The 12608-nt window shown below is 57.3% G+C and carries 13 protein-coding genes; 8 read left to right on the top strand and 5 right to left on the bottom strand.

Annotated features, from left to right (window positions below):
- Positions 1 to 3 precede the first annotated feature (3 nt).
- Genes KF767_12045 through rpoN form a run of 5 tightly spaced genes read left to right on the top strand, consistent with a single transcriptional unit; the run spans position 4 to position 4223 of the window.
- Positions 4 to 477 (top strand): biopolymer transporter ExbD, encoded by a 474-nt coding sequence (locus KF767_12045; protein MBX3018614.1) that lies wholly within the window; start codon positions 4 to 6, stop codon positions 475 to 477.
- 1 nt (position 478) lies between these two features.
- The gene (locus tag KF767_12040; protein ID MBX3018613.1) at positions 479 to 1069 is read left to right on the top strand and encodes a biopolymer transporter ExbD; all 591 of its coding nucleotides are present in this window, start codon (positions 479 to 481) and stop codon (positions 1067 to 1069) included.
- A gap of 53 nt (positions 1070 to 1122) precedes the next feature.
- Entirely contained in the window at positions 1123 to 2061 is a 939-nt protein-coding gene (gene lptC, locus KF767_12035; GenBank protein ID MBX3018612.1) for an LPS export ABC transporter periplasmic protein LptC, read from the top strand.
- The gene (gene lptB, locus KF767_12030; protein ID MBX3018611.1) at positions 2058 to 2780 is read left to right on the top strand and encodes an LPS export ABC transporter ATP-binding protein; all 723 of its coding nucleotides are present in this window, start codon (positions 2058 to 2060) and stop codon (positions 2778 to 2780) included. Before lptC ends, lptB begins: the two co-directional genes overlap by 4 nt.
- 33 nt (positions 2781 to 2813) lie before the next feature.
- The gene (rpoN, locus tag KF767_12025; GenBank protein MBX3018610.1) at positions 2814 to 4223 is read left to right on the top strand and encodes an RNA polymerase factor sigma-54; all 1410 of its coding nucleotides are present in this window, start codon (positions 2814 to 2816) and stop codon (positions 4221 to 4223) included.
- A 4-nt stretch (positions 4224 to 4227) separates the two neighbouring features.
- Here the strand turns inward: rpoN and KF767_12020 are convergent, their stop codons facing one another.
- Together KF767_12020 and KF767_12015 are read right to left on the bottom strand one after the other, a co-directional pair.
- Entirely contained in the window at positions 4228 to 4677 is a 450-nt protein-coding gene (locus KF767_12020; GenBank protein MBX3018609.1) for an AgmX/PglI C-terminal domain-containing protein, read from the bottom strand.
- Position 4678: 1 nt separating this feature from the next.
- Positions 4679 to 5761, bottom strand: a complete 1083-nt coding sequence (locus KF767_12015) for a spermidine/putrescine ABC transporter substrate-binding protein (protein MBX3018608.1) — start codon at positions 5759 to 5761, stop codon at positions 4679 to 4681.
- Between the two features lie 38 nt (positions 5762 to 5799).
- On the opposite strand from KF767_12015, the gene KF767_12010 reads away from it, so the two are divergent.
- Genes KF767_12010 through KF767_12000 form a run of 3 tightly spaced genes read left to right on the top strand, consistent with a single transcriptional unit; the run spans position 5800 to position 8515 of the window.
- The gene (locus KF767_12010) at positions 5800 to 6903 is read left to right on the top strand and encodes an ABC transporter ATP-binding protein (protein MBX3018607.1); all 1104 of its coding nucleotides are present in this window, start codon (positions 5800 to 5802) and stop codon (positions 6901 to 6903) included.
- Positions 6900 to 7709 (top strand): ABC transporter permease, encoded by an 810-nt coding sequence (locus KF767_12005; protein ID MBX3018606.1) that lies wholly within the window; start codon positions 6900 to 6902, stop codon positions 7707 to 7709. The genes KF767_12010 and KF767_12005 overlap by 4 nt, the downstream gene beginning before the upstream one ends.
- Positions 7706 to 8515 (top strand): ABC transporter permease, encoded by an 810-nt coding sequence (locus KF767_12000; GenBank protein ID MBX3018605.1) that lies wholly within the window; start codon positions 7706 to 7708, stop codon positions 8513 to 8515. The genes KF767_12005 and KF767_12000 overlap by 4 nt, the downstream gene beginning before the upstream one ends.
- Here the strand turns inward: KF767_12000 and KF767_11995 are convergent.
- Genes KF767_11995 through KF767_11985 form a run of 3 tightly spaced genes read right to left on the bottom strand, consistent with a single transcriptional unit; the run spans position 8462 to position 12583 of the window.
- A complete protein-coding gene (locus KF767_11995; GenBank protein ID MBX3018604.1) occupies positions 8462 to 9028 on the bottom strand; it encodes a hypothetical protein in 567 nt (188 codons plus the stop codon). The two genes, KF767_12000 and KF767_11995, sit on opposite strands and share 54 nt — an antisense overlap.
- Positions 9016 to 10242, bottom strand: coding sequence for a hypothetical protein (locus KF767_11990; GenBank protein MBX3018603.1), 1227 nt, complete (start codon positions 10240 to 10242; stop codon positions 9016 to 9018). The genes KF767_11995 and KF767_11990 overlap by 13 nt, the downstream gene beginning before the upstream one ends.
- 25 nt (positions 10243 to 10267) lie before the next feature.
- Complete coding sequence (locus KF767_11985) at positions 10268 to 12583, bottom strand: hypothetical protein (protein ID MBX3018602.1); 2316 nt, start codon at positions 12581 to 12583, stop codon at positions 10268 to 10270.
- Between the last annotated feature and the right edge of the window lie 25 nt (positions 12584 to 12608).

Below are 12608 nucleotides of genomic sequence, written 5' to 3'. Positions count from 1 at the left end.
ACAATGTCAGAAGTTCAGGAATCCGGCGGGGGACGAAAGAAGACATTCGAACCGAACCTCGTCCCCTTCATCGACTTGATGTCCGTCCTCATCACGTTCCTGCTGCTGACCGCGGTGTGGACGCAAGTTTCGATGATCCAGATCGGTACTTCCATTTACGGGAAGAAAACGGAGAATTCTCCTCCTCCGCCTGTTCCCGAGGAAGCGGACGTGCCGCTGCGTTTGGACGTGCGTCCGAACGGATACGTTTTGGTGCTCGCGAAGAACACGTACCAGATTCCTAAATTGGGTGAACAATACGACGATGTCGCGCTGAAACAGCAGCTCGACTACGCCAAACAACAGTACCCGAACAAAAAAGACGGTGCGGTGGCGATGTCGGATGAACTTCCCTACGAGTATTTGATCAAAGCGATGGATGTCATGATCCAAGCGCAGTTCCCGCAAATTTCCGTCCTCACAGGGGGCCCGAACTAGTATGGCAATCCATCGTCCAGGCGAAAAATTCCGCTACCACCGTTTGCTGTCTCGTCGGGGCGGCAAGCGCGAAATGGTCGCTGCGCTGTCGCTGACGGCGATGGTCGACATGTTCACGGTGCTCGTGATCTTCCTGCTGCAGAGCTACTCGTCCACGGGCGAGATCATCTACATCCCGAAGGAAGTTACGCTGCCGAAGGCCACCGAAATCAAAGAACTGAAACCCGCGGTCGTCGTCACGATTTCCACCAAGGAACTCTTGATCGACAAAACGCCGGTGATGACGTTCGATGCCGTGCGCACCCAGGAAGACTGGCTGCTGCAACCCCTGTCCGAGCCGCTGAAAAAAGCGATCGAGTTGGCCAAGCAAAAGCACGAAGCGAAACTGGGCAATCAGCTTCGTCAGGCGATTCAACCGCCGACGGCGCCGGGTGAGCCGGTTCCCGACGAGCCCACGCCCTGGAGCAAAATCACCGTTCAAGCCGATAAAGGGATCGATTTCTTGACCGTCAAGAAGGTCATGTATACGGTCACCGAGGCTGGCGCGAGCGAAATCAATTTCGCGGTCATGAAGCGGAGCGATACCGAGTAATCAACTCGACACTCGCCACGTGCCAGCGGCGAAAATGCCGGGGAAATGCTTGAATGACCCGTATCGGACAAGTCATCTTTGCTCTTTTGCTCGCGGCGATTTTTTTTCAGGTTTTGATCGGCTTTCCGATCCACCTGGAGCAAGCGCCCGAGCCTGATCCCCTCGCGCAAGAAGTTCTCTCTCGACCCGAGCAATCCCAAGTCATGCAGAAGGTTCACCTCGTGGAAAGCCGTGAAGGCAATCGCGATTGGGAGCTTTTCGCCGATCAAGCCACGGGCTCGGAGGGCGCAGGCAATTGGGAGCTGCAGCAGGTCCGCGTGCAGTTCTATTCGAATCAAAAAATGGAGTTCGTCGTCACCGGCAATCGCGGACGGATCGACGCCAAAACGCGGGATCTGCGGATTGAAGGCAATGTCCGCACGAAATCCTCGAATGGCTATACTTTCGAAACCAGTGAAATGGATTATCAAGCCGAGCGGCGTTTTCTTTCCAGTCGCTCGAAGGTCACCGTCGTCGGCCCGAAGGATGAGCAGGGCGGCCAGCTTCATGTGACCGGTGGTCAGCTGGAGTCGCGCGTCGACGCGGAAGAAATTCTGATTAAGAGCGGCGTCACCGCGCGCCGGGAGTTGGGACGGGGGCGCTCATTTTCCGTCCAGTCGGGGCGCTTGAAACTCAGTGGGCAGAATACCTCGGCGCATTTTACCGATCAGGTCCGGATCGAGGTCGACTCGATGCGAATCGAGGGGCCCGAGGCCCGTTTTGAATATCGCTCCGGAACGGATTTTCTGCGCTCCGTGTTGATTCGCGGGGGCGTTAAAGTCAGCGATATCGACAAATATGCCACCGCTGAAACCGTGCGTTTTGACCCCGAGCTGAATCAGTTTGTACTGTCGGGAGGGCCTCGTCTGGTGCAGAATCAAGACGAGATCAACGGTGAGCAGATCACGTTCATCGATGGCGGCAAAAAAGTGAAAGTGGAAAGTAAGAAGTGAGTATCCTCAAGGTCGAAGACATCTCGAAAAGCTTTAAGAAGCGCAAAGTCGTTCAGGGCGTTTCGTTTTCCGTGGAGTCGGGGGCGGTCGTGGGACTGCTGGGCCCGAACGGCGCGGGCAAGACCACCAGCTTCTACATGGTCGTGGGGCTCGTGAAGCCCGACAGCGGGGACATCGTCCTGGATGGTGAGTCCATCGGCACCGAGCCCATGTACCGCCGCGCGCGCATCGGCCTGAGCTACCTGCCCCAAGAGGCGAGCATCTTCCGCAAGCTCACCGTGACCGAAAATCTGATCGTCGCGCTGGAAGCGCAGGGCCTCAGCGGCGCCGAAAAAAAGGACAAGCTCGAAGAGCTGCTGAACGATTTCCGTATCCAGCACATCCGCGATAGCTTCGGTTACGCCCTGTCGGGCGGTGAGCGCCGTCGGGTCGAGATCGCAAGATCGCTGGCGGGTTCACCAAAATTTCTTCTGTTGGACGAGCCTTTCGCCGGAATTGATCCCATCGCGGTCGCGGATATCCAAGAAATCATCCGTCAGCTCAAAGCACGCGGCATCGGCGTCCTGATTACCGACCACAATGTCCGTGAAACCTTGGGAATTTGCGATTTCGCCTATATCCTGAAAGAAGGCCGCATTCAGGTCCAGGGGACCTCGGATGAGATTGCGAACAACGAGCTGGCCAAAAAGTTCTACTTGGGCGAAAATTTTAAGTTATAGGGGTACGGCGTAATGGCTAAGATGAGTCAGCAAATGAAGATGAGCCAGACATTGAGGATGACTCCTCAATTGCAACAGGCCATCAAATTGCTCCAGCTGTCGCGCATGGAACTTGAAAATGCCGTTCGCACCGAGCTCGATGAAAACCCCATCCTGGAAGAAACCCTCGATCTCAAAGACGAGGACAAAAACCGTCTGAAAGAGGCGGACGCGGAAGTCACGCCCGCCAGCCAAGATGCGGATCAAAATCCGCAGCGTCAGGATGAGTTCGAGTGGGAAAACTACCTCGATAACAATTATAAACCGCCGCAACAGTCGGGTGGCGGTAACGAAGAGATCATGAACTATGAGAACGTGATCTCGACGCAACAGACGTTGTTCGATCACCTCATGTGGCAGGCGAAGATGTTCGGCTTCAACGATGAAGAGCTGAACCTCGCCGAGATGTTGATCAATTACGTCGATGACGACGGTTATATCCTGACCCCGCTGGAAGAGATCGCGGAAAGCGAAAAGGTCACCGTGCAGGATCTGGAAGACGTTCTTCCGTTCGTGCAAGAATTCGACCCTCCGGGCGTCGGCGCGCGCAATTTGCGCGAATGTCTGCTCATCCAGGCGAAAGCCGTCGAGGAAGACACGTCGGATCTGGTGAACCTGATCAACAATCACCTGAAAGATCTTGAGAAGAAAAATTACGACGGCATCGCGAAGGCGATGGGCCGCGATATTCGTGAAATCGCGGATATGTGTAAAATCATCTTCGCGATGGATCCCAAGCCGGGACGCGCTTACGCGGTTCCCGATACGCACTACGTGACGCCGGATGTGTACGTCTACAAAGTCGGCGATGACTACGTCGTTTCGCTGAACGAAGACGGTCTTCCGCGTCTGAAAATCTCGAACTTCTACCGCAACATGCTGAAAGGCGCGGGCGGGGACGGGACAAAGACGACTCAAGAGTACATCCAAGAGAAGTTGAAATCCGCCGTCTGGCTGATCAAATCGATCCACCAACGTCAGCGCACGATCTACCGGGTGACCGAGTCGATCGTGAAGCACCAGCGCGATTTCCTCGATAAGGGCTCGGCCTTCATCAAACCCATGGTTCTACGCGATATCGCGAACGACATCGGGATGCATGAGTCGACCGTTTCGCGGGTTACCACCAATAAATACGTTCACACCCACCAAGGGATTTTCGAGCTGAAGTACTTCTTCAATTCGGGGATTTCGACGACGGATGGCGAGTCGCTCGCTTCCGAGTCGGTGAAGCTCAAGATCAAAGAGCTGATCTCGAAGGAAGACATCAAGTCCCCCCTTTCGGATCAAGAGATCGTGGATCTGCTCAAGAAAGAGGGCATCCAGATCGCTCGCCGCACGGTCGCGAAATATCGCGATTTGCTGAAGATCTTGCCCTCGTCGCGCCGTAAAAAACTTTTCTAGGGCTTCATTCTTCGGTGAAGGTCAGCGTCACGCTCACGTCGGCGGGGGCTTCTGCCGTCGGGTCGGGAAAGCGCTGCCGCGAGACGCGGTCCGCGATGCAGCGACGGAGTTCGTCTTCGACCGCGTCCTTCGATTCAAAACGCACGCTCGTTACTTTGCCTCGGGCTCCGACGGTGACGTGCAGGCGTCCCGCGATCCGCCGACCGGCAAGGTGAGGGCGGTGCTTGCGATGGCAGGCCCGCAGATCGGCGAGCGTGGCGCGGATCACCCTCTCGGTGGCTTCGTGGCTGAGGGTTTTCGGAGTCCGCAAATCGGTACTGAGAAGTTCCAGATAGGGCGGCGACGCGGGCTCCGGCGTCGGCGTGAGGCCCGGCCGCGGCAGCGTCGTGGACGCGGCGGCAGGCGCGGGGTTGAAGAAGGACAGCGCGAGCAGCAGGGCGTAGGCGCGTTTCATGTCACCGGCTCTTCAGCTCGGTCCACGCGCGATCATACACGCGCGTGGCTTCGCCGATATCTTCGATACGTTCGAACTTCTTCAGCGCCTCCGTGGGCGGGAAAAGCCCGGGATGGTTCTTCAGATCCGCGGGCAGCATGTCGCGGGTTTTTTTCAGAACCGGGCCGGCCAGGATCCGCTCGACGAACTTCACGTTGGTTTCGGGGGTCAGGAAGAAGTCGATCAGCGCGTGGGCTTCTTGGACGTTTTCGGCCGACTTCAGGATGACCATGTTGTCGATCGAAAAAGTACCGCCCTCTTCCGGCAAGAGGTACTCGATCTTGCCGCCGGACTTCTTCCAGGCTTGGACCGCTTCGGTGCCGTAAGCGTGCGCCGCCGCGACCTCCTTGCGTAGGATCAGGTCGATGACATCCGAGCGGTAGGCCTTCACCTGCGGGCGGATTTTGACCAGGTAATCCTTGGCCTGAACGATCTTGGCTTCGTCCTTTTCGTTGACCGAAAAGCCAAGGATTTTCAGCGCCACCGCGAAGGCCTCGCGGGTGTCGTCGAGCATCGAGACTTTGCCTTTGAGCTCGGGGGATTCCAGAAGTTTTTTCCAAGAACCCACGTCGCCTTTGAAGAGATCCCGGTGGACGGCGATTCCGGTCGTGGTCCACGCGTAGGGCAGCGAGAACTGGTTTTCGGGATCGTAGGCTTGTTTCAGGTACTGGGGGTCGATCTCGCTCAGGTGTTTGATTTGCGATTTTTCGATCGGGAAGAGCATCCCTTGTTTGATCAGGATATCGACCATGTAGTCCGAAGGGACGGCGACGTCGATGCCGCCCGCGCCGGCCTGGATCTTTGCCAGGAGCTCCTCGTTCGACGAGTAGTTGGTGATCTGCACGTCGATGCCGGTCAGCTCTTCGAAACGTTTTTCTTCGCCGGGCTCGAAGTAGTTGCCCCAGATGGCGAGATTAAGCTGGCGCTTGGCGGATTTTTCTTCGCCGGATTTGCCCGTGCACGCCGTGAGCGTGAGCGCGAGGAGCAAACCCAGGTTTCCGAAGTTAAATAATTTTCTGAAGCCGTCCCGCACGCGATTTTTCATTGTGATTTTCCCTCGCTTCAGTCACACACATTTTCGAAATGATCGAGATTGTTTCCATTCGGAAAAATTTTGTCAACTCTACGACTCCCGTGCTGAACGACATCAGCCTGCGGATCGAGTCTGGAGAGTTTTTCTCGCTGCTCGGGCCGTCGGGCTGCGGAAAAACGACGCTGCTGCGTATTCTCGCCGGGCTCGAGAAGCCGGATGCGGGAAAAGTGCTGTTCAATGGCCGTGACATCACGGACCTCAGCCCCCAAGAGCGCCCTTTCCACATGGTTTTCCAGCGTCACGCCCTGTTTCCGCACCTGACGGTGTTCGAGAACGTCGCGTTCGGCCTGCGTTTGCAAAAACTGCCCCCGACCGAGATCCGCGAGCGCGTGGAAAACGCGCTGAAGATGGTCAAAATGACCGAATTCGCGAATCGTAAACCCGACTCGCTTTCCGGCGGGCAAAGCCAGCGCGTGGCGCTGGCCCGGGCGATTGCGGGCCGTCCCCAGGTGATCCTCTTGGACGAGCCGCTGTCCGCGCTGGACTTAAAGCTGCGTGAATCCATGCAGTTGGAGCTTCGCCAATTGCAAAAAAATCTGGGTATCACCTTCGTTTACATCACGCACGATCAGCAGGAAGCCTTCTCGATGTCTGATCGCGTGGCGGTCATGAGCGAAGGCCGCTTCGAGCAGATCAGTGATCCGCTCTCGCTTTATCTGCAGCCGCAAAGCCTGTTCTCGGCCCGTTTCGTCGGAGCGGCTGCCAGTTTGCCGTTGGGCGTGGTGTCCTCGCAGGGCGCGGAGCAGGTCGAAGTGGATTATCGCGGTCGCCTTCTGCGCGGAATGCCGGTTGGCGCCAGCCGCGAGGGGCAGGCCTACGCGGTCATCCGCCCGGAATGCCTGACTTGCGGCGATTCCGCGGCCGAGGGGATGAACTCGCTGTCGGCCGTGGTTCGCCAGAGCACCTTCCGGGGCGGCTGGATCGAAGTTCTGCTGGAAACCGAAGCGGGCGACGCCCTGTCGTTTTACCGTCCCGTGAAGGCGGGGGGCGCCGGTTACCAAGTTGGTGAGCGCGTCGAAGTCGCGTTCGATCCGGCCGACACCCGCATTTTCTGGTCCGCGACCGAAACGGTCACGGCCCGGGCCGCCACATGAAAAGTTCCCCCAAGACGGGCTGGTTGCCGCTGGCCTGGTTCGGCGTCTTCATGGTCGCGCCCATGGGCATCCTGGTCGCAATGAGCTTCGCGACCCGGGGGCTTTACGGCAGGGTCGAGTGGACCCTGACTCACGAAAATTACCTGCGACTCTTCGACGGTCTTTACCTGCTCATCTTCGCGAAGAGTTTGGGGCTTGCGGCGGCGACGACGCTTCTGTGTTTGGTTCTTTCCATCCCGCTGGCGTGGGCGATCGCGACCCGCCCCGCGAGTCAGCGTCTGACCTGGCTGATCCTGCTCGCGTTGCCGTTCATGGTGAATCTGATCAGCCGCATTTACGCCATTCGCGGGGTGCTCGGGTATGATGGACCCCTCGCGTTTTTGGGGACTTGGATCGCGGCCGTGGGGGCCGAGTGGGGGCTGGTCCTCTACGGCATGGTTTCGAGCTACCTGATGTTCATGTTCTTTCCGGTCTACGTGGCGTTCGAAAAATTCGACTATCTGCAAATCGAAGCGGCGCAGGACTTGGGTGCGAGCTCATGGACGCAGCTTCGTCGCGTGATCTGGCCGCAGCTACGCAAACCCGTCGCGGCCGGCTCGGTGATGGTTTTTGTGCCGGCGCTGGGTGAGTTCGTCATTCCGGATCTGCTTGGCGGGGCTCGCTCGATGATGGCCGGGGGGCTGGTGACCGAGCAGTTCCTGAAAAGTCGCGATTGGCCGTTTGGCGCCGCACTGGCGGTGGTCCTTGTCGCGATCATGATCTTTTTCGTCGGGGCTTTCCGCCGCTGGGGAGAACGCGAATCATGAGACCCGCCGCTCCGCGCGCCTGTTTCGCGCTGCTGATTCTGACTTTGATTCTTTTGAATTTTCCGCTCGTGAATATGGCCGTGGGCGCCTTTCGCGGGCCTGACGGTTGGGACTTCGCGGCCTTCGTCGGCGTGCTCGAGAATCCTTACTGGATGGACGCTTTGGTGCGCAGCGTGTGGCTGGGGTTGGCGAGTGCGGTCGGGAGCACGCTGCTGGGTCTGCTGGCGGCGCTCGCGCTCGCGAACCGTCGTCCTGGCGTCTTGGGCGCGATGATGGCGGCCGCCATGGTCATGCCCGAGATCGTTTTTGCGCTCACGCTGCTGTTGTGGTTCTCGGCGCTGGGATTGCGGCTGGGGCTGAACACGCTGATCCTCGCGCACATCACGTTCTCGGTCAGTTTCGCGTTCTGGATCTTGCGCAGCCGACTGGAACGTTTGGATCCGGCGCTGTTCGAGGCCGCGGCGGATCTGGGCGCGGGCGGCTGGCAGACCTTCCGTCGTGTGACTTTGCCGCTTCTTTTGCCCAGTTTGGGCGCCTCGTGCATGCTTTGCTTTTTGCTGTCGTTCGACGACTTTCTGATTTCGTTTTTCGTGAACGGGGTCGGCTCGGATACGTTGCCGATTAAACTTTATTCGTCGATGAAAACCGGCATGACGAACGAGACCAACGCGTTGGCATTTCTAATGAGTCTGATTTCGGGACTCTTGGTGTTGTGGCTGTCGCGGACGCGTATTTTGCGCGGGCTTTTAGGCTCAGAACAGCCGACGGTAAAGGACGATCTTGTAGCGATCAAGATTGAGGTTTGATTCGAAAAGCGCGTCTTCGACCAGCTCTCCGAAAAATTCGACCTCGCTATCCGAAGGGCACTGGTCCGCGCGTGAGCACATCGGCCGCCACTGGAAGCGCCACCGGATCGGGCAGACTTGATCTTCTTCACCGGCTTGAGGTGGTTTGCAGGGCGTGCCATCCATTCGATAGCCGGGCGTGGTCGGGCCTGAAAGATATTTGCCGTCGACGCCGACCACGATGAAGTCCCGTTTGGCGACGGTCGAGCAGGTCTCGTCTTCCATGCAATGAAACGCTTCATTCACGCGCAGAATTTCGTCCCACACCATCGGGTTCTCGAGGTCCGTCATCATGTTCTGGTGATGGATTTCGAAATTTGAGCGCGCGCGCACTTGAATGTTGGTCAGCAGTTTGTCGTAAAAGTAGCTGGCCGCAGACCCCATGATGATCAACACGATGGGCATGATGACCATGAGTTGGGCGAAGCCGAAGCCGCGCTGATCCCGTAGGTAGCGGGGCGCTAGCGAATCCATACGGAGCCTTCCACCGGAGTGGTCGCGGAACAGCAGCCGGCGTTCGGCATTTCGTTGCAGACGGTATTGACGACCGTCGGGTCACACGAATTGCATTGAAACTTCTGATCCGAAAAACCGATCGTTGTCGCCGGGCTGGCGGCGCGGAAGGAATAAACCCCGCCCTTTTCAAAGCTCGTGCTTTCGGCCTGAGGCTCGACGGACTGGCAGTAAGTTTGCGCCGTCACGTAGGAGCCGGGGGTGGCGGATTTCGGGATGCTGAAGCTCAGGACGTGTTTTCGCGAAATGCGACTGTCGATTTTAAGACGGACGTTGTTGTGGCCGGGGCTTGCGGAATTTTCGAGAAGCACTTTGAAGATCTTTTCCGGCAGTCGCCCGGTCATGCCTTGGTGAAGCGGCGGGGTTCGTTCCGTCAGAATTTCCGAAGCGAGTCCTTGGTTCGCGACCAGGGCCCAGCCTCCGCCATCACTGGTGGGGGCAAGGTCGCAGTAGACCTCGAAGGGACACTCGCCACCGGCCCCATCGGGATCCAGAGTGTAAATGCCCGAGGCCATTTGGATCGGCGGGGACTGCGCGAGTCCGCGTGACATGACTTCCTTGCAGTTCTTGTACGGGCGCGAGTAAACGACCTGCTTTTCGAAACGGTAGAGGTTGTAGTTCACCGAGTTCTTTCCGTGAGTCGGAGGCGCTTCCTCGCCTTCCTCTTTCGGATCGTCTTTTTTCTGGGGAAACTCCTGGAACTTACCTTCCACCAGAAGGAATGGAAGTTTACAGGCCGAACCGTCCGCGCATTTCAACGTGTACTGCATGTGAAACTCGTGACTGCAGTCGTTGCGCTCGGGGGTGCAGGGCGCACCTTGGCCGTTCAATTGGCGATTCTTCGTCGACTTTTCGTCGTAAACGCTTTCGTTGCGGTCATCGCGCAGATTGAGCACGCGCGGTTCGCCGGCGCGGCAATCGCCTTCGTACAGACAACGCATTCCTTCGGCGTTGTCTTGGGCGATCACGGTATTGGCAATGGCGCATTTGTTCGAAAGCTGGGCCATCATGTCGTCGCGCAGATCGTTGAACTGCGCGAAACGCTCTTGCTGTTGGCCGATGGTCTGGGTTTGCAGAAGGATCTGACTGATGAATAGAAAGCTGATCGTCATGATCAGACTGGCGACGACGACCGAGAGCAATGAAAATCCATGTTGTCCGTAGCGGTCGTTCATCGCTCCCATCCCTTCAATGAGAAACTTATTTCGGAACGATGACAACCGTAATCTGGTCGCTTCCCTGAATGAAGCCCGCCTTGAACTGGACGTTGCTGCCCGAGATTCCGTAGTCGGCTTTGGTCAAGATCAGCGGTGCGCCGCCGCGCTGGACCTGCACCGAATAGACCCTCTCGGTGTTCGGATCAAACGGATCGAGGACGTACGTATCCCGCGCGATCTGTTGGGCCTGGGTTCGCATGTGTTCGATCGACGCCGAGTAGTTGTCTTGGCAGACGCTGATCAAGTTCCCGGGCGTGTCGGTGGCCAGAAGAACGTCTTTGTATTTGCTGCCGTAAGAACCCGAGTCCTCCGCGAGCACGCAACCTGCCGAGGCATCGCGATCCTTGTCGTGCACCACCGTGTAAACACCGTATCCATCCTGACCGAAGGTTTCGCGCAGTTTCCCGGGGATGGACGCGTACAGAGTCTCCATTGGTTTTTGATACTTTTTCCAGTCCCATAGATCGTTCCCGGTTTCGTGCTCCGAGTTCAGAATCGCCCATTGCGCTTCCTGGAAGGGTTCGTGCGTGTAGAAGTTGAGCCAGCACGTCGGTTTGGTTGCGTGCAGGGACGCGAGGTCGATCTTGCCGAAGCGGACGGCGAAATCTTTCGCGTCGGTATAGTTCACGCCTTTGTAGGTGAAAGGCTGCGTGCAGTAGTCTTTGTTGGGATTCACGTTTCCGCTATCGAGGTCTTTTCGATCCAGGAGCCACCACTCTTCCTGAGTCGATCGCTGGACTTTGGCGGTACATTTATTGTTCCACTTCCAGCCGTCCGGGTCCGCCCAGGGAACTTCGGCGCGTGTGCAGGCCATTTCCGTTCCGGTCTCGCCGCATTCGCCTTTTACGAAGCTTTCGCAGGTGTCCGCCCACGCGTCCCACACGGAATCCTTCTGCTTCCACTGGAAGTAGAGGGTCTTGTAGTACTTGTCTGGCTTACGCAAAGAGATTTGCATCGAGTCGCAAGTCTCGGGCCTACTCCGATCACAGTGAGCGTGGTGAACGAGAGATTCGTCATTCGGACGAACGCCGATATTTCCCGGACAGATCGTACTGTAACCGCCGTCGTTTGTGAAACCGACGTCGTCCTCGTCGGACATCGTCAGAAAGATCGCGCTATCGCCCGGTTTGAGGGGGCTGTTCGGTCCGGTATCGTTCAGGATGTGCGCCATGGTGCAAAGACCGCCCTCGAGATCGGCCTTCGGATTCTCGACATCCCTCATGATTTTGGTGAGCGTCGCTTTGATTCCCGCAAGATTCGTTTCGTTCGCATCTTGGTGAAGATCGAGGTTCCAGCGTTGACCCATGTCGGGCGCGAGCTGAATCCGTCCGTCCCAACGTTTGAATTTCTGACTGGGAACGGTCATCCAATCGAAGCGGCCCGGTTTGGTCGAGTTATCCGGCATCGTCCAGATTCCGGGGCCGTAGTCCCAAACTCGGGTCGGCGAAAGTTCGGTCTCGTCGATGTAGGGATAGTAATTCCAGATGGCGTTGACGATCGATTCCGTGGTGTAAACGTAGTACTGAACGTCATAACCCTTCATGCCTTCGACGAAGCTTTCGAGTCCCTTCGCCATCGTCTCGCGGTTATCGGTCATGGAGGTCGAGTTATCGACGATCAGAAAGACTTTGACCGCTTTCGGCGCGCTCGAGTCCGCTTTGAAACTCAAAGTGCGGCTGCCCGGAACCATTTCGGTTCTCTTCAGGCTGACGTTTTTCTTGATTTTCAGCGAGTAGGACTCCGACGAAAAAGAGTACAGCTTTTCGAAGCGCGGATCGGCCTTCAGATCGACCGAGACTTCGACTTGTTTGCAATCCCCCCCGACCGAACAGATGGGTTGCCACAGCAGACTCGCTTGGAAGGGGCACGCGGTGGCGGGACTTTCTTTCAGTTCGAAGGTTTCACAACCCTCGAGGTTCATCCCGAAGCCGATCTCGGGTTTCTTCGGATCAATATAAAGTTTCGAGGCCGCGCTGACTTCAAGACCGATCGCTTTCGGCGGACGGTAGTCGCAGACCTCATCCGAGTCCGACAGACATTGTTTAATTCCGTTTTCGGGATTTTGAACGATCTGTTCCCAGACGCCGGGATTGTTGAGGTTCTCCATGACCATCCGGCGCATTTCCGAAAGCTGCGAGTGGATCGAAACCTTCGCTTGGTTGCGGGTCAACGTATCTTGCAAGCTGATCGAGGCCACGGCGAGAAATCCGATACCCACGGTGACGAGCAAGGCCTCCACCAACACGTATCCGCGTTGAGTTCGGCGGTCTAATTTCGAGACACGGTGGTTCAACTGCACGGAGTTCTCCTCTTGCTGAATAATA

This window comes from Pseudobdellovibrionaceae bacterium (assembly GCA_019637875.1).
Lineage (GTDB): Bacteria > Bdellovibrionota > Bdellovibrionia > Bdellovibrionales > Bdellovibrionaceae > JAHBUW01.
Note: the sequence above shows the minus strand (reverse complement) of the source record. Positions and strands in the feature narration are given on the sequence as shown.

What these genes read in the sequence shown, in the direction of transcription:
- KF767_12045 (MBX3018614.1), top strand. Translation starts at nt 4, where the DNA reads ATGTCAGAAGTTCAGGAATCCGGCGGGGGACGAAAGAAGACATTCGAA.
- KF767_12040 (MBX3018613.1), top strand. Translation starts at nt 479, where the DNA reads ATGGCAATCCATCGTCCAGGCGAAAAATTCCGCTACCACCGTTTGCTG.
- lptC (MBX3018612.1), top strand. Translation starts at nt 1,123, where the DNA reads ATGACCCGTATCGGACAAGTCATCTTTGCTCTTTTGCTCGCGGCGATT.
- rpoN (MBX3018610.1), top strand. Translation starts at nt 2,814, where the DNA reads ATGAAGATGAGCCAGACATTGAGGATGACTCCTCAATTGCAACAGGCC.
- KF767_12020 (MBX3018609.1), bottom strand. Translation starts at nt 4,677, where the DNA reads ATGAAACGCGCCTACGCCCTGCTGCTCGCGCTGTCCTTCTTCAACCCC.
- KF767_12015 (MBX3018608.1), bottom strand. Translation starts at nt 5,761, where the DNA reads ATGAAAAATCGCGTGCGGGACGGCTTCAGAAAATTATTTAACTTCGGA.
- KF767_12010 (MBX3018607.1), top strand. Translation starts at nt 5,800, where the DNA reads ATGATCGAGATTGTTTCCATTCGGAAAAATTTTGTCAACTCTACGACT.
- KF767_12005 (MBX3018606.1), top strand. Translation starts at nt 6,900, where the DNA reads ATGAAAAGTTCCCCCAAGACGGGCTGGTTGCCGCTGGCCTGGTTCGGC.
- KF767_12000 (MBX3018605.1), top strand. Translation starts at nt 7,706, where the DNA reads ATGAGACCCGCCGCTCCGCGCGCCTGTTTCGCGCTGCTGATTCTGACT.
- KF767_11995 (MBX3018604.1), bottom strand. Translation starts at nt 9,028, where the DNA reads ATGGATTCGCTAGCGCCCCGCTACCTACGGGATCAGCGCGGCTTCGGC.
- KF767_11990 (MBX3018603.1), bottom strand. Translation starts at nt 10,242, where the DNA reads ATGAACGACCGCTACGGACAACATGGATTTTCATTGCTCTCGGTCGTC.